Below are 23,566 nucleotides of genomic sequence, written 5' to 3'. Positions count from 1 at the left end.
CGTGTTCGGGACTTTCACCCATTAGAGCGCGCCCATGGCGCGCAAACCAAAAATGGATTGTGAAGATCATTTCCTCACAATCCATTTTTTTGCTTTTACCCTGTTCTTCCGGCCGTTCCAACCGTTTCTCCCTGCCGTACCCGCGTTTCGATTCCAAGCCGCGAATAATTCCAGATCCGTTTTTCCGGCACTGCGCTTCCCTTCTGTGCCAGAACGATCACTGTCGAACCACCGAAGGCAAAATAGCCTTTCTCTTCGCCGCGCTGTACACGTCTCGCCGCTCCGGCATTTTCATTGACAATCTTTCCGACCATCATCGCGCCGACCTCCATCTGCAGCAGTGTGCCGAAATTTGCGGACTGCAGCAGCGTGTAGGTTCTCGTATTTTCTTTATAGATCGGGCAAAAATCATTCGCCGCCGGATTGACCGTGTGGAGCACGCCCTCAATCCGCCGTTCCGTCGAGCAGATGCCGTCATCTACAAAGAGATACCGGTGATAATCGTCCACGGAAAGCCGGAACAGAAATAACGTTCCGCCCTCATACCGTTTTGCCAGCTTCCGGTCGCGCAGAAGCTGTTCCAGCGTATATTCTGTGTTCTTGATCTCAAACTTCCCGTTCTCATGAATCGGATAAACCGTAAGCCGCGCATCACACGGGCTGATAAAATCCTGCGGCGCATTGGAAAACGGACGTGCATCCATTTTCAACTTCCGCACAAAGAAATCATTGAACGAGATAAACTGCTTTGCGGTACATTCCTTCAGTGAAATATGATTTTTCTTTACAAACGGTGCAACCAGCGGCACCGATAAGCGGCTGTCCAGAAAGCAGCCTGCCGCACGAGATACAAATGGCTGAACCAGCGGCTGCATCGCGGCTCTTCCGGCGGCATGGCTGTACATCATGTGTAGAAAACGGTCCTGCATATCATTTTCCTCGCGGATCAGATCAAGCTTTGGATGATTTTTCCCCTGTTTTCGGTAAGGATAAGCGCAGAGTCTCAAATCGTTCTTCCTCCCTTCCAGATCAGAAGTCCGCGGAGCACAGCCACTCCAACGACCGCTACCAGCACAGCAAGCTCTTTATTCGTCGGCTTGCGGAAGCGGAAATCCGTGATAAATAGAACACCGACCGCCAGCACCAGCAGATGCAGCCAGATTAGAAAGTATCCGCGGCAGAGCGGCGCAAAGACGAACAGCAGCGGCAGAGCCACTGACATCGAGGTAATCGGCAGTCCCTGGTAATATTTCCGGTTCTCCGAAGTTTCATTCTGACGCTTCTCTTCCATTACGTTAAAATATCCCAGACGGATCACGCCCGCAAGACCGTAGAAAATAAGAATCGGAATGCTGTAAAAATGTGTCATGCCAAGCTCATAGCAGAGCACGATCGGAAAGACACCGAAACAGACCACATCGCAGAGCGAATCGATCTGAATGCCGAACCGCTTTTCATCTTCTGTCCTGTTTTTCTTCGTCCGAGCAATTTTTCCATCGAACATATCGCACAGTCCGGAAAAAGCAAGACAAAAAATCGCCCAGTTAAAGTGTCCCCGCGTTGCAAGAAAAATGCCGCTGATGGACGATGCAAAGCTGATATATGTTAATATTACGGTATAATCATAGAACCCTATCATATGTAGTTCCCCCTCTTTTTTCTCTTTTCGTATTCCCGATCGTAAGCTGTGCGACGATGGTAAAGACTGCACTCACCAGCAGTTCCCCGTAGTAGCCGAGCCCTCTGGAAAGCACCATTGCCGGAAGAAGCAGCGTGCTTCCAAAGACCGGCGGGAAAATTTTCAGGAACAGTGTCTCGCTGATTCCCATTCCTCCCGGAAGCGGCAGCATGTCAACCGATACGGAAATGACCGCCTGCAGCAGCACAATGGCAATAAAGGAAATGCCTGATAAATGAAAAGCGCGGTATACAAACCATGTTGCTGCAAATAAAGCAAACCTCTGTGCAAAGGTAATCGCAAGGACATTGACCAGCACCATTTTGTGGGTGCCAAGATACGCTGCCGTATTCTGGTAGACTTCCATGGAAGCTTCCAGTTTTTTCAGGCGGCTTTCTTTTCGTTTCATCAAATGCAGTTTTTCCACGATTTTCAGTCCCAAAACCAGAATTGTCCGCGCAATCGCCGGATGAAAAACCAGAATAAGCATGGCTGTGACACAGAAGACATTCAGACCGATTCCCAGATAGAAAACCGGAAGGATTTCCGTCAGATACCGGTGCAGGAAGCCCTGTCCGAACAGAACAAGCCCAAGTCCCACCACGACCAGCACCGCTTTGTAGGTGATCGTGACGATCATCAGAATCACCGTTGATACCGGAAGAGATATTTTCTCCTTTTTCATATAGTAGAGCTGCATCGGCTGGCCGCCGCTTGCGGACGGTGTGATACAGCTGAAAAAGAATCCGACGGAAGAAAACAGAAAACATGTCCGCTTCTTCACCGGAATCTGGAAGGAATGCATCATGTACCAGATGATGATCGATTCTCCCCAGATAAAAAACACGACACAGAACAGTCCCGGCAACAGCCACCGCACATCTGCCCGCCGCATTGCTTCCATCATTGCGCCAAGGTCTTCGCCGTGGAAAACACCGTATATCGTCAACGCAAAAATCACAACGAGAAAAACGGTATTCACGATCATTTTTTTCTTACTCTGCACGGCGTTTCCACCTCCTTCGTTCCAATATCATGCCATACCATGCACCAAGATGCGTGCGTCCCGCGATCTGCCACGTCACTTCTGCCAGAAGCGCTCCGCCAATCACATCTGCAATCACATGCTGCTTTGTTGTCAGCGTAGAGACAAACACGGCAAGTGCCGCCCAGAAAGAGAACCGCTGATACCAGCGCGGAATCTCCCGTCTTCCACGGACTGCGATATAGCAAAACCAGCTGTTCAGGCAGTGAATCGATGGGAACAAATTGTCCGCCGCATCCATCTGGTAGAGCAAGGCAAGCATCTGATTCCAGAATCCCTGTTCCGGGATCGACGGCCTTACGTTCGTTGTCGGCAGCAGCAGATAAAATGCCATACAGACAAGCCGCGCCAGAACATCTGCTGCAAAGAACCGCCAGACAAATTCTTTCTCTCTGCTTGCGGCAATCAGATAATTTACAATCCAGACCAGATAACAGCCAAAATAAATCACGATCGTCCACGGGATCACCGGGATCTGCTGGTCCAGCACCGTTTCTATATTGTAATGTTTCCACGAACTGGTAAACGGCCGCGTTCCAAAATAAGCGATAAAATTCGCTGTCAGCGTCAGAATTAGCGGCAGGATACCATAGTATGGAAACTTTCTTCTCTCGTCTCTCTTCAAAATCCGTCCTCCCTTGTCTCAAACACGTATCAGTATACGCAAAAACATTCCCTGACACAACCCAGTTCCGCTCGTTTTCAGAAACCTTAATAAAATCTTCTGTTTTTCGGCAGGGAAAAAGAAAGATTTAGAAGATTCGCAGAGAAAAAAACGACCATATAGGGCTTCACGGGTGTTCCTATATGGTCGTTTTCTTTCAGCATCGTATTTTTGTCATAAACGAATTTTTTATTCAATCATCATGGCATCGCCGAAGGAGAAAAAGCGGTATTTTTCTCTTACAGCCTCTTCATAAGCTGCCATAATATGCTCTTTTCCAGCCAGTGCCGATACCAGCATCACCAGTGTGGACTCCGGCAGATGGAAATTGGTGATCAGTCCGTCGATCATCTTGAAGCGGTAACCCGGATAGATAAAGATCTCGGTCCAGCCGCTTCCGGCTTTTAAAATGCCGTCCTCGCCGGTTGCCGACTCCAGAGTACGGCAGCTCGTTGTTCCGACTGCGATCACACGGCCGCCTGCTGCTTTCGTATCGTTGATCAGTTTTGCCTGATCTTCTTCTACCACATAGAACTCAGAGTGCATGTGATGCTGGGTGACATCCTCCACTTTCACCGGACGGAAGGTGCCAAGGCCGACATGCAGGGTAACGTGTGCAATTTTCACACCGGCATCCTGCACCTGCTGCAAAAGCTCTTTCGTAAAATGCAGTCCGGCGGTCGGAGCTGCTGCGGAGCCTTCGTGTTTTGCGTATACCGTCTGATAACGGTTCTTGTCCTGCAGTTTATGTGTGATATATGGCGGCAGCGGCATTTCACCAAGCTGATCCAGAATTTCTTCAAAAATGCCTTCATAGTGAAACTTGATCAGGCGGTTTCCTTCATCCACGATATCGACTACTTCGCCTGTCAGAATTCCGTCTCCAAATGAGATTACGGTTCCGACCTTGCATTTTTTGCCCGGTTTTACCAGCGTTTCCCAGATGTCGTTTTCTTTTCTCTTTAAAAGAAGAATCTCAATTGCCGCATCCGTTCCGACTTTGGAACCATAAAGACGCGCCGGAATTACCTTCGTATCATTGATGACCAGACAGTCGCCTGGTTTCAGATACTGCAGAATATCACGGAAATGACCATGCTTATATTCACCTGTCGTTTTATCCAGATGCATCAGGCGGGAAGCGCTGCGGTCTTCCAATGGATCCTGTGCAATCAGTTCTTTTGGCAGATCATAATAAAAATCTGATGTTTTCATTTGTTTCCTCCATTCTATGGCAGCCGGCATGATTCGCCGGATTTGCTCTGTTCATTCAACTTTTTTTGCCCAACGGATCCATTATAGCATTTTCCGTACTTTCTGACAAGGAATTCTCTCGAATCCCAATCATCTCCTGTGTGGTCTACTCGATCACTGCCCGGCTTCCTACACCATCCCGGCTTCGATTTTTCGTCACAATGATTTTTTTCTCAATCCGCTCTTTTAACTTGGGCACATGAGAAATAATTCCGACCAGACAGTTTCCATCCGCCAGACCTTCCAGTGCTTTCACCGCCTGATTCAGGGACTCTTCATCGAGAGAACCAAAACCTTCGTCCACAAACATGGAATCTAACCGGATTCCTCCTGCATACGACTGAATTTCATCTGACAGGCCAAGTGCCAGCGAAAGCGATGCCTGAAACGATTCGCCGCCGGAGAGCGTGCGGACACTCCGCTCCGTTCCGTTATAATGGTCAATCACATTCAGTTCCAATCCGGCTTTTTCTTTCTTATTCGTGCCGTCTTCCTGCCGTTTCAGCTCATACTGTCCCTGGCTCATCGTCAGGAAACGCACATTGGCTTTTCGCAGAATCCGGTCAAAATACGCCATCTGCACATACGTTTCCAGTTCAATCTTTTGCTTTCCGCTCACATTTCCACATGCGGTATCCGCAAGCGCATTGACCCATTTGTACTCTTCTTCCACGGTCTGCATCTGACTTTGCTGATTCCGAATGGCATCATATGTGTTCTGATTCGTATTTGCCGCGTGATACTGCTCGTTATAACGCTGATCCAGAACCTGTTTCTGTTCGGAAAGTCCCCTTAAATCTTCCTGTAATTCTATTTCTGACGGGAGCGGCTGTTCCTGTGAATCCGCTGTTTCTAACGCCTGAATCGCCGTAAGCGCCGCCTGTACTTCCGTCAGTTTTTTCTGTATGGCATCCAGTTCCTCTTTTGCTGTTTTCTGTGCTTCTTCCAGCCGTTCTTTCTGTGCTTCCCAGGCTGCAATATGTTCCAGAAGTTCTGTTTCTTCTTTTCCCGCAAGCTGCGCCTCTTTTTCCCGGATCTTTTCCAGCAGTGCTTTTCTTTCAGCCTTTTGTTCCGTTTCCCGCAGCTCTTTTTTGCGAATTTCCTGTTCTCTTTGCTCCGTTTTCTGTGTTTCTTCCTGGATTTCCTGTCGGATCTTTTTCAGTTCCTCCTGTTCTGCAAGAATACATTGTTTCTGTTCTGTCAGTTCTTTTCGCTTTTGTTTCAGCCAGTGCTGTTCCCATACAGACCGAATCCACAGTTCTCTTTCCGCATCTGCAAGTTTTTCTGCGATTTCCGATCCCGTAAATTCATTTATCTGTTTTTTCACCGTTTCTGCACTTACCAGATCCTTCAGCTGCTCCTTCCCATCTCCAGGCCTGCCTTCGGATTTCGCTCCTGTTTTCTGCTGATCCTGTTCTGCCCAGATCGCTCTCTGCTCTTCCAGATTTTCCAGCAGTTTCTCTTCTTGTTCCTTCCATCTCTTCCGATCGCTTTGCAGTACTTCAAGACGGCTCCGCACCTTCTGCAGCCGCTCATGATCCTCTTTCCGCTCAGCTTCCGCTTTTTTCTGCCGTGCGATACATTCTGCACGGCGGCTCACCTTTGCCCGCGTGGCAGCAATCTCTCCCTCACACTGTTTCTGTCTGTTTTTCCGGAAGGAAATCACCTGGGCAATCTGATCAGCCAGGGAGTTTCTGTCCTCGCTCTCCCCCGGACCCTTTCTTTGCGCAGGATTCTTTTTCTCCATAAAAGCAGTCGTTTTTTGCGCCTCCGCAATTTCTTTTTCCAACTGTTCTTCCAGTGCTCTTTTGGTTCCTTCTGCCCGGCCAAGCTGTGTCTGTTCCGCTGCAATGGTCTTTTTTATGCTTTCCAGTCTTTTCTGCCGTTCTGTCTGTCTTTTTTCCAGTTCCGCATATTCCATCTGACGTACTTTCTGTGTTTCTTCTTCCTTCCGAAGCTGCTCTGCCTTCTCGACCGCTTCCTGTTGAAATAAAACATCCGGCATCTGTGAAAGTCGCTTCTGTTCGTGTTCTTTCTGACTCTCGGGCAGTTCTCTTAACAGCCATTCCGTTAGCTGTGCACGTTTTTCCTTTACCTGTCTGCGGCAGCTGCCCGCAGCCTCGCTTTGTCCCGCAGCCGCTTCCTCCTGCATCCGAAGTTCTTCTTTCTTGTGATCCAGCGTTTCTTTATCTGGCGTATGTTCTGCTCGTCTGGCAGGCTGCGGATGATGAATAGCGCCGCAGACCGGGCATGGTTCTCCCTCTGTCAGTTTTTCTGCCAGAATTCCCGCCTGTGCATCCAGAAATAAAGATTCCATCGCCTGATATGTTTCCCGTAAAGCATCTCTCTTTTTGATTTCACGCTGGTATGCACCTTGCTTTTCTTCCAGTTCTTTGCGTCCCTGCTCCCAGCTTTCCAGCAGATTTTCCAGCGTTTCCAGCTTCTGGTGGTATTTTTCCTGCAGCAGCGCGGCTCCGTCTCTTTCGGCCAGATATTCTGCCGTTGTCGCGATATCCGCCTGTAAGTTCTCTTCTTCCTTTCGCAGTTGTGTCACCTGCGCGGCAATCTGCGTCCTTTCAGCCGTCGTTCTCTCCAGCTGTTTTTTCGTTTCTTCTAAAGTGTGGATTTTCTGTTCCAGATTTTTCTTTTCATCCAGCAGTTTTTCGCAGACCTGATCCTGCCCGGCCAGCCTTTCTGCCTCTTCGGCTGCCCTGGCCGCTGTCTCCTCTGTTTCTTTTATTTTTTTACAAAGAACGCTTTCCTCTTCTTTGTTTGCCGTTTCCTCTTTGACTGCGCCTGCAATTGTCTCGCAGTATGCTTCCATCTGCTGTATCTGCTCTGCGGCATACGCTTCTTTTTGTTCCGTCCGTGCAAGTTTCACCTCCGCATCAGAGAGACGTTCTTCCCGTGCTTTCTTCTGTTCCAGGACTTTTTTTGCACGCTCCTGCTCTGTCTGAAGCTGTTCTTTTGCTTCTGTTGCTGCCTGCAGTTCCTTTTGCAGCTGTGTCATTGCACTTTGCTCCTGCTGCACTTTTCGCAGCAGTTCCAGACACACTTTTTCTTCCCGAATCTGCTCTTCCAACTGCTTACAAATCTCCGCCTCTTTCTCTGCCTGCTCACTTCTCTTTTTCTTTTCTTCTTCCTTCGGAAGCAGAGTCTCCCATTCTTTTTCTTTCTGCTCTTTCTCTTTTTGTCTCGTCTGTCGCTCTTTTATTTTTCCCAAAAGCTGGTTTTTCTTTTCGATCTCTTCATTTAGCGTACTCTGCTCGTCTTGCAGCGCCTTTAATTTCTCATCGTCCCATTCGATGCAGCGTGCAAGCAGTTCCATACCGCGCATAACCTGGCCGTCGAATTTATTTTTCTTCAGCCGGTCAAACTCTTTTTTCCATTCTGCCTCTTCCGGGCAGACAACATTGTCCAGATACTGGCTGATGCTGCGTTTCTTTTCATCGTATATTTTCCAGCGCTCCTTTGCTGCTTCCCGCAGGCGCTTCTGCAGCTCCTGATAAATCTCTGTGTGAAACATTTTCCGGAAAATTTCACTCCGATCCGCTGTTCCTGTCAGCAGAAGCTTCTGGAAATCTCCCTGCGCAATCATCGCAATCTGTCGGAACTGACGCTGATCCAGCCCGAGAAGTTCTGTCACTTTCTTTGTCACTTCCGAAGTTTTCGTAACCGGCTGCCGCTCATCCGGAAAAATCAGTTCTGCATTCGCTTTCTCCATCGTCATGCCCTGTCCGCGGTCCTTCGGGCGCAGATATTCCGGGTTTCTCTTTACCGTATAGTCCTTTCCCTGATACGTAAACGTAAGCTCTACGAAGGTACGCACCTCCGGTTTTGCATACTTACTGCGGAACATTTCGCCTTTCCGGATTTCACCGCTCGCTTCCCCGTAAAGCGCAAACGTGATGGCATCAAAAATCGTTGTTTTTCCAGCGCCGGTGTCCCCCGTAATCAGATACAGACCGCCGCCCAGCCGATCAAAATCAAGTTCCATCCGGTCCGCATACGGTCCGAATGCACTGATGACTAATTTCTTTGGTTTCATCCCTTCATCCCCCGTAACAATTCTTCCACCAGCGCTTCCTGCTGTGCGGTCATGCTCTGATTATTCTGTAATTCATAAAATTCCCGGAACAGTTCCAGTTCTGATTTTTCCTCCACTCGTTCCGCCGTGCCAATGTCTGCAGCAGACCGGGTTCTTTTGTTATCGTACTCCAGGCGCATCAGGTTCGGATAGATCGTTCGGAGTTTTGCCATTCCATCCGGCACATCTTCTTCATCCGTCAACGTCACCAGAAGGTAATCCTCGCAGTCGCTGTTCTCATAAAATCTTTTTGCCGTGACTTCCAGATACGTCCCCCGGATTTTCCTGAGATCGTGCAAGGGCTTTAATGGAATTGTTCTAAGCTCCACCGTTCCTTTTTCTTTTAATTCGATCACCGTAATCGTTTTTTCCTGTCCTGCTTCCGAAAAAGAATATTTCAGCGGCGAACCGCAATAGCGAACCGTGTCTCTTTCCACCTTCTGTGGGCTGTGGATGTGCCCCAGTGCAGCATAATCAAACTTTTCAAACAATTCTGCCGGAATCTGATCCAAGTCGCCAACCTGCAGTTCTTCTGCATCACATCGTTTTGCCCCGGTTACGAACTGGTGGGCCAGAATCACATTTCGATCCTGTTCATCAACCAGATCCTGTTCCAGTGCAATCCGAACTGCATCCGCTGTACACATTACTTCTTCCGCACGCTCCGGCAGGGCATGGCGCACCACCGCAGGCCGTAAAAACGGAAGCAGATGAATCCACACCGTGCCATACGCATCCTGCAGCGGAATTTTCTCTATCGTTCCATTGTATACCTTTGAAAAATAGATCCCGCTTTTTCCCATCAGGCTGGATCCAAATGCCAGACGCTCGGCGGAATCATGGTTTCCACTGATAATAAAAGTGGGAATCCGATTGGTGGAAAGCTCTGTCAGAAACGCGTCAAAAACCTGAACCGCTTCTGCACTTGGAATCGTACTGTCGTAAATATCTCCGGAAAGCAGTACACCATCTGGTCTCTCTCTTTTTGCAGTATGCAGAATCTGCGACAAAATGTACTTCTGATCCTCGATCATCGAAAATTCATTGACTCGCTTTCCGATGTGGAGATCGGATAAGTGGAATAATTTCATAAGCGCCTCCCTGTCATTTTCCATGGTATTGTAATCTGCAGGGCCCGCCACTGGCAGCCCCCTCCGAACGTAAAACAACAAAAGCCCCTGCTTTCGCAGGAGCTCTCTCTTTCGTAGCGAGAGGGGGATTCGAACCCTCGACACCGCGGGTATGAACCGCGTGCTCTAGCCAACTGAGCTATCTCGCCATACTATATTTTTAGAAGTATGGGGCCTACAGGGCTCGAACCTGTGACCCTCTGCTTGTAAGGCAGATGCTCTCCCAGCTGAGCTAAGACCCCATATCTGTTTTCTAGCAGTTCTTACGTCCTGCTGACAATATGTATATTAGCACGCTTTGTTCTGTTTGTCAACGATATTTTTTGAAATTTTTCAAATTTTTTCTTTTGTTTCTACAATACCAGCGATTTCATGTCCTTCCGGCATACGCTGTCTTTAACTATCCAAAGTTATTTTTTCTATGCATCTTTCCGTTTTCTCATCTCTTCCAGTTTCTGGTTCATGCTTTCCGCCACCATATGGTCATTTACATATACGATCAGATTCACCGTAACATAAACTCCAATAATCAAAACCCCCATCAGCACATACAAACGCCCATTTAATGCGGTATGAACCGAAACAATACGATCCGCATTTACAATCGTTGTCTTTGATGCACGCTTCATACATTTTCTTGTTATTTTCTCTTCCAGCTGATACAGTCTGCTTTTAATTTCATAAAACTTATTTGACGTATAAGCAAACACCTTGTTTTGCACTGCCTCGAAATATAAAATATCTTCTGTTCTTATGGAAACACATTCTTTCTTTTCTGTGTATCCCCGGATAGATTCCCCTTTGCTTCTTACATACTCTTTTATTTCTGCAAATTCTTTCGTAAAATTTACATATTCGAGTATAACGCCCTCTTTTTCCGGGTCATCGATCTCTCTTTCTGTAATATTCATAACTGTCTCTTTTCTCATTTTTTATTCATTCTATAGTCGAAGGATATATTTACTTCCCATCTTTCTCCGGAAGAGCTGTCATGCACAAAAAAATAATTCCAAATACCACAACACATCCAACCATAAGCATCACCATCTGATTTACACTTACTACAGACCCCTGGAACTTCGGGTTACAATCCAGTGTATCACGAATCGCAGTAATCATTTCTTCTGGCAGCTGATTGTTCTCCATCTCTTCGAAGATTCCACGGAGCATATGATTTTTCAACAGAGAAGTTCCGTAGGTACTTGGCAGATACGACAGTACTTTCTGCAGGCCGCTGCCGAAATTTGAAATCGGCATGTAAGCTCCGCATAAAAATCCATACCCGGCACTTACGATCGTTCCCACTGCGGATAACTGACCCTGGGTTGTCAGTGGAAAACTGACGATGCTTGACAACGTGCTTCCAAAGAGTACCAGTAAAATTTCATCGAGAAGAACCCAGAATACATCTACAGCGCTCATATACCAGCCCATTTTGTACATATAGCCAAGGCATAATACAAGCGCAAGCCCATTTACCAGCAGGGAATTGACTACAGTAGATAAAAAATACCCAAGATAAAGCTGTGCTTTGCTGATTGGCGATACATTAAAATCTTTCCTTGTTCCGTTTGCCCGGTCCTGTACCATCGTAAGATTCACGCAGAATGTCACAGTCACACAGCTGACTGCCAGAAGAGCCGCGGCAAGCTGTGCGGCCACCGTTCCATCGATCAGTTTGTCTGAGATTGTAATCATGTCCGGGATCGCGGACACAAAGGAATCTCTGTATACGTTTGCCAGAAATGTAGCATACAGCAAAATCAGAATTCCCGGAGTAATTAAAGCCGAAAAAAACATTCCTCTGTCTTTAAAAAACAATTTTCTGTTTCGACTTATAAGTGCAAATACTGCCTTCATCTGTGCTCACCTCCCAATGTTTTTCCGGTTACAGCAAGAAATACATCATCCATTCTGCCCTTTACCACTTCATAATCACGGAATATTTCCTGATGTTCCACGATCAGCCGGGTAGCCTCTGCGGTATTTTTTACTTTTAACTGATAGCCATCCCGGATCTTTTTATACTCTCTGCCCAGTGTTTTGATTTCTTCTTCTGTCACACCATAAACAGACATAGTGTCCTGCACATACTCATTTTTCAGCTCAAAAGGAGTTCCTTCTGCCACGATGCTTCCTTTATCCAGAATCACCACATAACCGGCATTTGCAGCTTCTTCCATGTAGTGCGTAGTCAGAAAAACTGTCAGCTTTTCTTCCACTCGAAGTTTTTCAATGATATCCCAGATCAAAAGCCGCGTCTGTGGGTCAAGTCCTGTCGTTGGTTCATCTAAAATCAGAAGTTCGGGCCGATGCAGCAAGGCTCTTGCAATATCAATTCTTCTTCTCTGTCCGCCGGACAGTTTTCCGACCGGCCGGTTCAGATAATCTCCGAAATCAAAAATCTCCACCAGTTCCCGCAATCTTTTTTCAAACGCTTTTCCTGTTATTCCATAAAGCGCTGCTCTGTTTTTCAGATTTTCCCTGACGGTAAGTGGCTTGTCCAGCACACTGTCCTGAAATACCACGCCAAGCATTGTTCCAACTTTCCTTCCGATCTTATCCAGATCTGTGCCCTGGATCTGAACCGTTCCGCTGTCTTTGTGAAGCTGCCCGCAGATGATCGAAATCGTTGTGCTCTTCCCTGCCCCGTTTACACCAAGGAATGCAAAGAGCTCTCCTTTTTTCACCTGAAAACTCAGATCATTGACTGCTTTTACATCACCAAAGCTTTTCTTTAAATGAGTGATTTTAATCATATCTGTTTCCATTACGCCTGCCCTCTCCTTTGATTTCTTTGCTGTTCCACATAAAAAATATCAGACAATTTCAATTGATACAAAACGTGATTTTTATATCCACATACCGATGTTTGTCCAAATACAGCTTCCCGAACATTCTGCACCCAGGATGCTTCCCTGTTGTGGCAATATACCATAACATGTTCTTCCTGCTTTGGATCAATCTGTTCCACCTCACATTTCATCCATCTCACCCCCAGTTATTCCTATTTCTTTTATATATGATTTTACAGCATTCGTCCAGTCTGCATGATGTAAAATGCAGAAATTCGCGGGTAAGATGCCAATTTCTGTTGTCTGCTCGTCTGGCGCATAGGAATTCATAAAAATAAGTGGAAAGCCATGTCAATGGACATGCAACTTTCCACTTATTCATTTTCATAAATTTTTTAATCCAGTGCTTCCTCTCCGTCATTACACGTGTCTACCTCATAACCTGCCTGGTGCAGACTTTTCGCAATCATATCACATAATTTCTTCTCATCTTCAACAACTAATAATCTCAATTTATTTTTCTCCATTTTCTTAACAGGAATTTTACACCCTCTATTGTACAATGCAAACATCGAAAGGTCAATAAACGGACTTTGAACATTGAAAGGAGTATTTTAATGAAATCTGAAAAAGCAACACAGATTCTTTTACTTGCAGCCGGTCTGGTGTTTTTCCTTGTCGGGATCTTCCGCGGAGAAGCAGCGGTTGTTCTTAGCAAGGCAATAAAATTATGTATGGAGTGTGTAGGAATTGGATAAGAAAATGAAATCAAACAAAAACTTTCTGGCCCGCTTCCGCGGATGGATTCAGGCAGCTGCTACACTGCTGACCAACATTCACATCCCGAATCTGTTGAAAGGGAAAATTTATCAGGGAAATGTAAAAACGATGTGCGTCCCGGGACTAAACTGTTACTCTTGTCCTGCCGCCACAGGTGCCTGTCCGATTGGAGCTTTTCAAGCCGTGGTCGGTTCTTCAAAATTCAAATTTACCTACTACATCACCGGATTTTTCATCCTGTTAGGTGTTCTGTTAGGGCGGTTTATCTGTGGATTTCTCTGTCCGTTTGGATGGTTCCAGGATCTGCTGCATAAGATTCCGGGCAAGAAACTTTCCACCGCAAAACTGAAGCCTCTGCGGTATCTGAAATATGTGATTCTGGTCGTCTTTGTTATACTACTTCCGGCATTTGTAACCAATTCACTTGGTATGGGAGATCCTTTCTTCTGCAAATACATTTGCCCACAAGGCGTACTTGAAGGCGCAATTCCACTGTCACTTGCCAACTCAGGAATCCGTGCCGCACTCGGACATTTATTTACATTTAAGTTCACAGTCCTTGCGCTTTTCATCATCCTGAGCATCTTGTTTTACCGTCCATTTTGTAAATGGATCTGCCCGCTGGGTGCTATTTACTCACTGTTTAACAAGGTATCTTTTCTTAAGATTCAGGTTGATCATGAGAAATGTGTTGGCTGCCAGAAATGTAGTCGTGTCTGTAAGATGGATGTCAATGTAGTAGACACACCAAACCATCCGGAGTGTATCCGATGCGGAGAATGTATGAAAGCCTGCCCGACTGATGCAATCTGCTATCATTACGGATTTTCAACTAAGAAACAGGCTGAAAATAAAAACTAATAAAACGTAATTTAAAGGAGATTTAAAATCATGAAAAACAAAACACTTAGAACAAACTCAATGAAATTAAAAAAGGTAATTGCTGCATCCCTTGCCATTTCTGTACTTTTTGCGTTTACAGGCTGCGGAAATTCCTCCTCAACAGACAATACAAACACAAAACAGGAATCTTCTTCCACAACAGAAACGGGCAGCGCAGACGAGCTGAACAAAAAACGGGATGACCTTTACCAGCAGGAAAACCAGCTTTTTGCTGATCACAAAGATGCATGGGACAAAGCCTTTGGTCTTATGAACAAGAACGCTGCCGGTGATGCCATGAGCGAAAACTATGCTGATACCCTCGCAAGCACAGTGGAATCTAACAAAGACTCTTTCTCTAAAGAAGAATATGAAACTCTGTGCAAAGACATCGAGACAATCCGCGGAATTGAAGAAGAAATTGCCAAGCTTGAGAAAGAGATTGCTGCATCCGATTCCTCTGACAGCTCTTCCTCCAAATCAAACGAATCCACAGCTGTATTCAAAGGTTTCAAAGGAAAAGATCTGGATGGAAACGATGTAGATGACAGTCTTTTCGCTAAAAATAAAGTTACAGTTGTAAATTTCTGGTTCAGTGGATGCAAGCCATGTGTCGGAGAGCTCTCTAAGCTGAATGAATTAAATGAGAAACTCAAAGAAATGGGTGGCGAAGTTGTTGGTATCAACATGGATACTTTAGACAACAATGAAGCCGGAATCAAAGAGGCAAAAGAAATCATGAAAGCTCAGGGCGCTTCCTACAAGAACCTGACTTTCGATTCTAATTCAACAGTTGGAAACTATGCTGGAAAAGGAAACATCATGGCATTTCCTACAACCGTTCTTGTAGATAAAGACGGAAATATCGTTGGGGAACCTTTCATGGGTGGCATTGACGATCAGTCAAACTACGATCAGCTGATGAAGCAGATTCAGTCCGTACTGGACCAGAAATAATTCACATAAATATCCTAGTTAGGGGGCAGTTACTGTTTGCAGTAACTGCCCCCTAACATTCAGCAGAATTTCACTGCACTGCTCGATGCTCCTGAAATCACTTGTTTCTTTTTTCCGTCTTGCTCGCCTCTGCTGCTTCTTTTGTATCGCAACAGCTGCTTTTTCTTCTGGAGTTTTCTTATGTTTGCCATAAGTGTTTCCAGTGTAATTCCATTCTGAATGTCTCTCAGGATACGTTCTTCATAACTCTTTTGACGCTTTTCTACAATTTTATAACTTTCTTATAATATCTTTTATTTCACCAATTTATGAATTACTTTTATCAGTAATTCCACATCAACTGGCTTAGCAACATGTTCATCCATCCCTGCTGCTTTTGCTTTTATTCTGTCCTCCGTGAACGCATTTGCTGTCATTGCAATGATCGGTACCTCCTTTGCATCCTCTCTGTCCAGAGACCTGATCATCTTTGTGGCTTCATAACCATTCATTACAGGCATCATAATGTCCATAAGAATGACATCAAATTCACCAGGTTCACTTTTTCTGAACAGCTCAACCGCTTCCTGCCCATTCCACGCTTTAATCACGTCCGCGCCCTCATTTTGAAGCATAAATTCAGCGATTTCCATATTCAGCTCATTATCTTCCGCCAGAAGAATATGCAATCCCTTTATAGATTTTTCGGATACCTCCTTCTGTTCTTCACGTTTATCCGCATCCGGATCTATTTTAAATGGAACCCGGGTCACAAATGTCGTCCCTACGCCTTTTTCACTTTCAAAAGTAATGGTTCCACCCATTTTCTCGACCAGCTTCCTTGCAATGGCCATTCCCAGTCCGGTTCCGACAAACTTTGTGCGGCTTCCTGTATGTTCCTGTGCAAATGGTTCAAAAATATGTTTCTGGAACTCCTCAGTCATTCCGATTCCTGTATCCCGGCAGATAAATTCCATTGTCGTCATTCCTGGCTGTTCGGATGGGATTTCCATGCAGCTAAGATAAATATGTCCATTTTCTCTGTTATATTTCACTGCATTGGACAGGATATTCATCATCACACGTTTTACATACCCCGGACTTCCAATAAGAGCACGGTGTATGATTTCTTTTTTCTCCCATACAATCCGGATATTCTGTTCTGCAGCAATCTGTTCAATTACAACAAGCACTTCCTCAGAGATTTTGCTCAGATTAAATGGACTCTCTTCCAGAACAACTTCACCCGACTCCAGCTTACTCATGTCCAGAACATCATTTACCAGTTCCAGCAACAGATTGGATGCCGCTTTAACCTTTGTTCTGTATTCCTTCTGCTTCTCCATATCATCTGCATAATGGTCTGCCATATTGATCAAACCGTAGATTCCATTAATCGGAGTCCTGATATCGTGGCTCATACGATGAAGGAACTCTGTTTTTGCCTCATTGGCGGCTTCTGCCTTTTTTGCTGCTGTCAGAAGTTCTGCTTTATATTTTTCATCTTTTTCAAATTCTTGTTTCCGGTGCGCCAGATTGGTTCTGTATGTCCAGAACCAGAATATGCCGAACATCAGAAAATAAAGAAAAATAACACCTATAACACTTAATGGAAGATTACAAAACACTTCCGTATCCGGAAGATATGCGTAGATATAATAATCACGCTGTTTCAGCATGATTCCATAACATCCAATTCCTTCCTTCCTAAAATGATAGATATGCTGACTGTCTGTATGCTTTTTCATTGCCTGAACAACTTCGTTGTCGGCTGTATTCTGTCCCAACAGGCTCTCATTATTGCTGGCAACAACGATTCCGTCATCTGCAACGATAATCGTTCCATCTTTCTGGATACTATAACCATTTAAAAGCCCCTGTATCGTCAGCGTATAGTTTCTGGCAAATTCAGGAGATGTGTAATAATAGATTGCAACGATACCCGGTGCATCTTTTCTGGCGCAGGCTGCAATGTCAATAAAGGATCCATCTTCCCTGGTAAACCGTTCCGAATAGCTTCTTTCTTCATATCCGGCAAAATCCATGATAATTTCTTTTTGCAGATACTCCGTAATCTCATTAGCCAGAGACTCATCCGTGCTGTATTCACAGTCCGTCTTTCCTTCTGCATCCAGTACAATGATACCATCCACCCATAGAGTCTGCAGGTTTTCCTTCAGGAAATCCCGGCTTAGCTGACCGCCGTTTTCTATTTCCATATCGATATTCGTACTCATCTGTCTGGCACTTTCAATCGCACGGAGAAGACTTTTGGATTCCGAAGATTCATTATAATGGGTGTAGGTGGAACACTGCACTTTGACATAATTTACAATCTCTACCATTCTTTTCTCTGCTTCCGCTTTCTCCGCATGAAAGAAATAAAACAGAGAAACTACAGCCACACAGATTCCAATCAGACCACCGAATAGCTGGATTCGTTTTTCTTTTTTCTTTCTCTTAATATCCAAGATCATCCACCTCCAGATACTTCTGGGGATCATCCAGATATTTTTCAATAATTTTCAGGGATGTGCCATCCTGGCGCATTTCTTCCAGTGTCTGATCCATCTGCTCACAGATTCCCCTGTCATCCTCTTTTGCAAAAGCAACTCCTATCCCCACAACCATCAAAGGTTCTTCAAGGATGCGGAAGCTTGTATCATAATCCTTCATATACTGGACAATAGATTCCTCATGTGCGGCGACTGCATCTACATATCCTTTCCCAAGAAATGTATAGATCAGCTCCCTGTGTCCCAGACTGATCAGATTGCCCAGCTTGGGGATTCTCTGATCCGTCCGGTTCAGAAAGATGCCTTCCGGTTTGGTTGTGGACTGAACAGCCAAGTTCTTACCCTCCAGATCACTCAGTTTATAGATATCACTATTCTCATTTACAGCAACCACCTGACGGCTTGCTATATATGGTCCCGCCCAGCGGTAATCGTCAAGGCGTCCTTCCATGGAAAAGCAGCCCATGATACAGTCAATCTCTCCGCTCTCCACCAGTTCTTTTTTCTTCTCCCAGTTGATCTGGACAACCTCCACCTGATATCCCATTCTTTTGAAAGCTTCCGCAGCCAGTTCTACATCGATTCCCGTCGGTACACCATCCTCATTCAGATAATTGTATGGTGGATAGCTGTCGCTGCCGAGGGTAATAACAGGCTTTTCGGTTTTTTCTTTCGTGTTATCTGTGTTTTTACACCCTGCCAGGGTGACTGCTAAAATTCCCGCAAGCAGAATGCCTGCAATCATTCTTTTTCCTTTCATTTTCTGTCCATCCCTAACTATCCTTTTTGATTCTTCTATGTCCGGTTACTTTCCATTCGTCACTGTACAGTGACCTGTGGTTCGGTACCCCCCCGCCTGATTTTATACTTCTTATCGTCTTTTCCAGCACCTTCATCTCAACCGGTTTTGAAACATGTGCATTCATGCCAGCCGCAAGGGAATGCTGAATGTCTTCTGAAAATGCATTGGCAGTCATGGCAATAATCGGAATCGTTTTTGCCAGTTTATGGGAACTTTTGCGGATTGCCTTCGTTGCCTCATAACCATTCATAACAGGCATCTGCACATCCATCAGGATCATGTCATAATCACCTGGAGCAGACTGCTCAAATGCTTTCAAAATCTCTTCGCCATTTTCACAGATGGTACATTCCGCACCTTCAATCTTTAACAGTTCCGTCAGGATCTCTGCGTTCAGCTCATTATCCTCTGCACACAGGAATCTCATTCCTTGAAGGATATTACCATCCTGCTCATCTGTTTCTTCTTGTGCCGCCAGAGCAACCGTTCTATCCTCTGCAATTTTCAGATCCAAGAGAACCTCAAAACAGCTTCCCTGTCCCAATTCACTCTCCACATCAATGGTACCTCCCATTGCCTCAACCAGATTCTTAGTAATCGCCATTCCAAGTCCTGTTCCCTGTATTTTATTTGTAAGGGAACTTTCCGCACGGGTAAACGCATCAAAAATTGTATCCTTGAAATCTGCCGACATTCCCATACCATTATCGCTAACTAAGAAACGGTACTTTGCATAGACAGATGACTTTGTCTCACATTCTTCTACAAAGAACTGAATTTTCCCACCTTCCTGGGTATACTTCACTGCATTGGAAAGCAGGTTGCTGAAAATCTGCATCAGGTGAACCTGATCCCCATTCACCCACTCATGCTGAATATTTTCTTTTATGATTGTAAGGGTCTGCTGCTTTTCATATATTTGAGTATGAAATATAGTGTTAAGTTCCTGTACAAGATCCAGAATAGAAAAGTCAGAATATTTGAAGACTGTTTTTCCTGCCTCAATCTTGCTCATATCCAGAACGTCATTGATAATTCCCAACAGATGCTGTGATGAAATATCTATTTTATCTGCATACTCTATAACTTTTGCTTTATTACCTGCATCATGTCTGATCAAAGATGTGATACCAATGATTGCATTCATAGGTGTGCGAATATCATGTGACATATTAGACAGGAAATCCGTTTTCGCCTTATTTGCATTTTCAGCTGTCTGTAAAGCCTCTGTTGCAACGTTCTTTGCCTTTTTCAGTTTTTGATTGACTACTTCCATTTCCTTCATTGTTTGTAAATGAAGTTCATTATTTCTTTTTTCATATTCTGCTTTTTGATCTGCAAGACTAAGTCTGGAAATACTGTAGAATAATCCGGCAAAAAGTAAAAGTATAAAACCTGCCATGAGTATTGTTGTAAACAACACCGTTTTCTGGTAATCCATCAGCACATTGTCCACAACTCCCTTGGCCACAATGCACACCAAAATGGTGTTGTTGCTTTCTATCGGACAATACCCCAGATAATAAGGGTTCTGTTTTCCCAAAAGTGCAACTCCGGATTCTCTGTTATCAAACTTCTTTTTGAACAAATCAGCCTCTTCTTCTGTAATAGCCTGTTCCCCTTTTAAATGTTTTAACAAAGAATAATTACGCAGGTATTTATCTCCACTCTGGTTCGTATACGTAATATTTCCGTCATGATCCAGCATGAACAAATATGCTTTTCCATGATAACCTTTCAATTTTAACATGGAATCCAGTTTCGAATGATCATACACAGTTCCAATTGCCGTATAAGTTTCTCCATTGATCGTGTATTCCTGACATGGAATCGCAACCAGATAACCGTCTTTTTTCTTCTGATCATAATCAAGACGCACCAGTTTTCCAATATTGTATCCGTTCTTTAAGTCCAGCAGAAGTTTACTTGGCATATCAATCCGCATTTTTGTTCCACCTGCTGATATTGCCTGACCATTTTCCTGAAGGAATATAAGAGTACTTTCCGATTCTTTTTCCCATGCTTCAAAGAAATTTTTGTTCGTATCCGTTTCAAGAGACAGTTCCCTCTCATGAAGTAAGAATTCCTCAACCAACTGCAGCTGGCTGTAGTATCCACTCACCTGAAGATCATAGGTCTGCTGTATCTGTTCAACAACAGCTCCCATACTGCTTTTTCCATTTTCGCTGATATACTTATTAGACTTACTTATAAGATACTTGATACAAACTAAGCTTAAAAGAATCATAAGTAGTATAAGCAACAGCCTTGTTATTTTTTTTCTTTTGTTTACCTTTTGTTCTATCTCCACTTTTACTGTTCAACCTCTATATAATCTTCCGGTGCTGACGGCTGCTGTCCATTTGACATTGCTTCGGTCCATGCACTTGATAATGTTGTATCTTTAAGCTGCTCAATCTCACATTTCAGATTTATTTTTTTCAAAACAGACATTGTGGTGTCTGTAAGAAGAATCGAGTATTCCTTTTTTTTGTCTATTTTCTTATCATTAACTGTTAAGTCCTTTAACGAAAATCCACTTTCCTCTTGATTGACGATCATTTTCATACCGGATGCAATTGGTAATTCGTATTTATTGGTTACGTAAAAATTCTCATCAGCATCAGCAAGATAATTTTCCACGAGTTCATAAACCTGTTTACCATTGATTTTTGCAACATATAATGGTGTATCTGAACTCTTCGCTGTCATCATGCCAACCCGGCTGCTGGTGCATTCTCCTTTGTACATAGAAGAAGTGAAATAATATGGTGCCAGAGCCAGCTGTGCATCATTTTCTTCTCTGATCGTAGTTAAAATGGAAGATGCTGCATCACGGCCATTTCTATCGTTCAGTGAAATGGAATATTCATTTTCAAAATTCACCGTTGCTTTTTCTTCTGGATCTTTACGATTCATTACACTGCGAAAAGTATCATAAGCCTGTATTTCATCCATTTCCCCTGACAGTAATCCGTGAACAGCCTCAAGACTTGCATCAAATGATTTTTGAGCGGAATATCGGATATAAACAGCATTATGATTAATTTCCTCTTCCAGTCCAGGCACATCCTGCATCATGGTTGGAACATCTGTATTCAATGAAATAACACCGCTTCCATCCGCAATCAGCTTTTGCCCCTCTTCTGAAATCATACAATCCAGCACATCCAGCGCAGTATCCAGTTTCTCCCGATCTTTTTCCAGGTTTTTGTTAAATGCAATGTTTAAGGACGGAGTCATGTACACATAGGATTCATCCGATGTCTGTGAAAAGTAAGGAATACGGATCAGCTCCGCATCCATCTGTTTCTGCAGCTGCTGCATAACCGTCGGATGTCCATGAAACATTGCTGATTTTCCTTCGACAAACATCTGGGTTCCTGTATTGATATCAATATTGATATCTTCTTTACCAAAATGCGAGTCCTTAAGAAACTGACTGGTTTCTGAAAAAATACGTTTCCATAATACATCATCAAACTTTACTTCATCCGCTGCAGTCTCTGCACCGTTTCGCCATTCAATACCATCCAGGCTTGTAAACTCACCGATTGCTGCAGCCTGGATGATTTCATTATTAGACCAGTCTTCACCAAGATCCATGGAATACGGTTTTATGCCATTATCATAAAACTGCTGACATGCCTGTACATATTCCTCATAATTTTCTGGAATCTTTACGCCATACTGATCAAACAGTGTTTTGTTGGCAATGATCGTCTGCGGAATACCACAGATTGGCAGCCACTGGATTTCATCCTCCGCATTCTTATAATATTGCACCGCATAAGAATAATACTTGGAAACAACATCATAAGAAGCAAAATCCATAAGATAAGGCTGTAAGTCCTGTGCATCTGTTCCAGAAAATCGACGTACTGTTATAATATCCGGTAATTCATCATGTTCTTTAAAATAACTGTATAAATCGGTATCATTGTTACCTATAATAAATTCAATATCCTGATCTGGAAACTGTTCATGGATATAGGGTGCAATATTTTTCATCAAACGATTTTCCCACAGATAAACGGTAAGATGATCATCATTTATAGATACTTCTTTCTTTGACTGTCCACATCCAGACAAGACAGCAGATGCTACAAGTACACCTGACACCACTGCTATCAGACAACGTTTTGCCTTTTTCATACTTTTATTTTCCTCATTCTTTCCTGATAAAATCATTATTGTTACGTCTATGAAATAACACCGTAAAAAAGCACCGTCAGACAGACAGTGCACCTCATTTTATGCAACTGGCTGCCATTTTAAAGGCCCTGTAGCTTTGCGTCCCAGACTTTCATCTGGTTTGCCAATTTCCTTATTATAGCTTTAATCTTATGTAAAAAACTGATTTTATTATACTTTAGTGTTCTACTATACACAAGAAAAAAATTAACATTTTAACGTTCAAAAACAAAAAAAGAACAGCCGATACATATACTCGAACTGTTCTCTTACTTCCGAAGTCCACGCAGCATTGACATTACTGTTTCCTGCTCATTTGTACTCAGATCATTCCATATCCCTAGAACTTCTTTCTGTTTTTCTGTCAGATTCTCTGAATTATCTTCTCGAAAAAACTGCGATAATGTCACGCCCAAAGCTACACATATTTTTTCAAGTGTGATCAGCGACGGCAGGTTTTCCTGCTCTGGTTCATATGGTACTTACAATTCCACGTTGTATGTGATAAACTATTATTGTCCATTTAGACTACCTTTACAATCCTTTTTACAGCAAGTATACTTATTATATCGAAAAAATAATATGAAAATATCTGCAGAAATTATTAAGATATTGCCAAAACATAGAAAACAAATCACGGAGATAACAGAAACCACACTTCCCATCAGACAGATCGTCCTGCAGACCGGCTTCAGCCAGCAGTCCTATTTCGGAAAATGTTTCCGTGAAAAAATGAACTGCTCCCCACGGGAATACCGCAAGAACAGAACCGAATGCCGCTTTGTATAAAATGGCATCCGGTT

General features: G+C 44.1%; 19 protein-coding genes, 2 tRNA genes, 1 pseudogene and 1 riboswitch. Of the genes and pseudogenes, 4 read left to right on the top strand and 18 right to left on the bottom strand.

What is annotated here, in order from left to right:
• Window positions 1-95: 95 nt before the first annotated feature.
• The 14 genes and pseudogenes from DW769_RS13805 to DW769_RS17325 form a co-directional block, all read right to left on the bottom strand.
• Window positions 96-1,007, bottom strand: coding sequence for a phosphatidylserine decarboxylase (locus tag DW769_RS13805; RefSeq protein WP_227094094.1), 912 nt, complete (start codon window positions 1,005-1,007; stop codon window positions 96-98).
• Window positions 1,004-1,639 (bottom strand): CDP-alcohol phosphatidyltransferase family protein, encoded by a 636-nt coding sequence (locus DW769_RS13800; RefSeq protein ID WP_022461413.1) that lies wholly within the window; start codon window positions 1,637-1,639, stop codon window positions 1,004-1,006. Before DW769_RS13800 ends, DW769_RS13805 begins: the two co-directional genes overlap by 4 nt.
• Window positions 1,623-2,684, bottom strand: a complete 1,062-nt coding sequence (locus DW769_RS13795) for a lysylphosphatidylglycerol synthase transmembrane domain-containing protein (RefSeq protein WP_118750511.1) — start codon at window positions 2,682-2,684, stop codon at window positions 1,623-1,625. The genes DW769_RS13800 and DW769_RS13795 overlap by 17 nt, the downstream gene beginning before the upstream one ends.
• Window positions 2,674-3,348, bottom strand: coding sequence for a phosphatase PAP2 family protein (locus DW769_RS13790; protein WP_022461411.1), 675 nt, complete (start codon window positions 3,346-3,348; stop codon window positions 2,674-2,676). Before DW769_RS13790 ends, DW769_RS13795 begins: the two co-directional genes overlap by 11 nt.
• 228 nt (window positions 3,349-3,576) lie before the next feature.
• Window positions 3,577-4,602: a tRNA preQ1(34) S-adenosylmethionine ribosyltransferase-isomerase QueA gene (queA, locus tag DW769_RS13785; protein ID WP_118750510.1), complete on the bottom strand. Its 1,026-nt coding sequence runs from the start codon at window positions 4,600-4,602 to the stop codon at window positions 3,577-3,579.
• Window positions 4,603-4,747: 145 nt separating this feature from the next.
• Window positions 4,748-8,689 (bottom strand): AAA family ATPase, encoded by a 3,942-nt coding sequence (locus tag DW769_RS13780; RefSeq protein WP_117761568.1) that lies wholly within the window; start codon window positions 8,687-8,689, stop codon window positions 4,748-4,750.
• Complete coding sequence (locus tag DW769_RS13775) at window positions 8,686-9,819, bottom strand: exonuclease SbcCD subunit D (RefSeq protein WP_117802464.1); 1,134 nt, start codon at window positions 9,817-9,819, stop codon at window positions 8,686-8,688. Before DW769_RS13775 ends, DW769_RS13780 begins: the two co-directional genes overlap by 4 nt.
• A 114-nt stretch (window positions 9,820-9,933) precedes the next feature.
• Window positions 9,934-10,007, bottom strand: a tRNA-Met gene (locus DW769_RS13770).
• Between the two features lie 20 nt (window positions 10,008-10,027).
• A tRNA-Val gene (locus tag DW769_RS13765) sits at window positions 10,028-10,100 on the bottom strand.
• Window positions 10,101-10,277: 177 nt separating this feature from the next.
• Entirely contained in the window at window positions 10,278-10,769 is a 492-nt protein-coding gene (locus DW769_RS13760; protein ID WP_158579829.1) for a LytTR family DNA-binding domain-containing protein, read from the bottom strand.
• Window positions 10,770-10,818: 49 nt separating this feature from the next.
• Window positions 10,819-11,718 (bottom strand): ABC transporter permease, encoded by a 900-nt coding sequence (locus DW769_RS13755; protein ID WP_117761570.1) that lies wholly within the window; start codon window positions 11,716-11,718, stop codon window positions 10,819-10,821.
• On the bottom strand, window positions 11,715-12,629 hold the full coding sequence (locus DW769_RS13750; RefSeq protein ID WP_117761571.1) for an ABC transporter ATP-binding protein: 915 nt from the start codon (window positions 12,627-12,629) through the stop codon (window positions 11,715-11,717). Before DW769_RS13750 ends, DW769_RS13755 begins: the two co-directional genes overlap by 4 nt.
• Complete coding sequence (locus tag DW769_RS13745; protein ID WP_147326118.1) at window positions 12,629-12,832, bottom strand: hypothetical protein; 204 nt, start codon at window positions 12,830-12,832, stop codon at window positions 12,629-12,631. The genes DW769_RS13750 and DW769_RS13745 overlap by 1 nt, the downstream gene beginning before the upstream one ends.
• A gap of 219 nt (window positions 12,833-13,051) precedes the next feature.
• Window positions 13,052-13,225: pseudogene (locus DW769_RS17325) on the bottom strand (response regulator transcription factor); the annotation flags it as partial.
• A gap of 45 nt (window positions 13,226-13,270) precedes the next feature.
• On the opposite strand from DW769_RS17325, the gene DW769_RS13735 reads away from it, so the two are divergent.
• From DW769_RS13735 to DW769_RS13725, 3 genes are read left to right on the top strand one after another with little or no spacing between them, the layout of a single operon-like run.
• Window positions 13,271-13,411 (top strand): CD1871A family CXXC motif-containing protein, encoded by a 141-nt coding sequence (locus tag DW769_RS13735; RefSeq protein ID WP_020435933.1) that lies wholly within the window; start codon window positions 13,271-13,273, stop codon window positions 13,409-13,411.
• Window positions 13,404-14,294 (top strand): 4Fe-4S binding protein, encoded by an 891-nt coding sequence (locus tag DW769_RS13730; RefSeq protein ID WP_117761572.1) that lies wholly within the window; start codon window positions 13,404-13,406, stop codon window positions 14,292-14,294. Before DW769_RS13735 ends, DW769_RS13730 begins: the two co-directional genes overlap by 8 nt.
• Before the next feature lie 30 nt (window positions 14,295-14,324).
• Complete coding sequence (locus DW769_RS13725) at window positions 14,325-15,272, top strand: TlpA disulfide reductase family protein (RefSeq protein ID WP_118697682.1); 948 nt, start codon at window positions 14,325-14,327, stop codon at window positions 15,270-15,272.
• Between the two features lie 293 nt (window positions 15,273-15,565).
• On the opposite strand, the gene DW769_RS13720 is transcribed toward DW769_RS13725, so the two are convergent.
• The 4 genes from DW769_RS13720 to DW769_RS13705 all read right to left on the bottom strand — a co-directional run bounded on the left by DW769_RS13720 (window position 15,566) and on the right by DW769_RS13705 (window position 22,724).
• Window positions 15,566-17,728 (bottom strand): ATP-binding protein, encoded by a 2,163-nt coding sequence (locus DW769_RS13720; protein WP_118750508.1) that lies wholly within the window; start codon window positions 17,726-17,728, stop codon window positions 15,566-15,568.
• A complete protein-coding gene (locus tag DW769_RS13715; protein WP_118666776.1) occupies window positions 17,712-18,527 on the bottom strand; it encodes a substrate-binding periplasmic protein in 816 nt (271 codons plus the stop codon). The genes DW769_RS13720 and DW769_RS13715 overlap by 17 nt, the downstream gene beginning before the upstream one ends.
• 13 nt (window positions 18,528-18,540) lie before the next feature.
• A complete protein-coding gene (locus DW769_RS13710; RefSeq protein ID WP_243105459.1) occupies window positions 18,541-20,817 on the bottom strand; it encodes an ATP-binding protein in 2,277 nt (758 codons plus the stop codon).
• A 65-nt stretch (window positions 20,818-20,882) separates the two neighbouring features.
• Window positions 20,883-22,724: an ABC transporter substrate-binding protein gene (locus DW769_RS13705; protein ID WP_118750507.1), complete on the bottom strand. Its 1,842-nt coding sequence runs from the start codon at window positions 22,722-22,724 to the stop codon at window positions 20,883-20,885.
• Between the two features lie 99 nt (window positions 22,725-22,823).
• Window positions 22,824-22,899: riboswitch (cyclic di-GMP riboswitch) on the bottom strand.
• A 446-nt stretch (window positions 22,900-23,345) separates the two neighbouring features.
• Here DW769_RS13705 and DW769_RS17450 point away from each other — a divergent pair.
• Window positions 23,346-23,552, top strand: a complete 207-nt coding sequence (locus DW769_RS17450; protein WP_118594530.1) for a helix-turn-helix domain-containing protein — start codon at window positions 23,346-23,348, stop codon at window positions 23,550-23,552.
• Window positions 23,553-23,566 lie beyond the last annotated feature (14 nt).

It is taken from the genome of Blautia sp. AM29-29 (assembly GCF_003480555.1).
GTDB classification, from domain to species: domain Bacteria; phylum Bacillota; class Clostridia; order Lachnospirales; family Lachnospiraceae; genus Fusicatenibacter; species Fusicatenibacter saccharivorans.
This window is presented reverse-complemented; position numbering and strand designations above follow the sequence as displayed.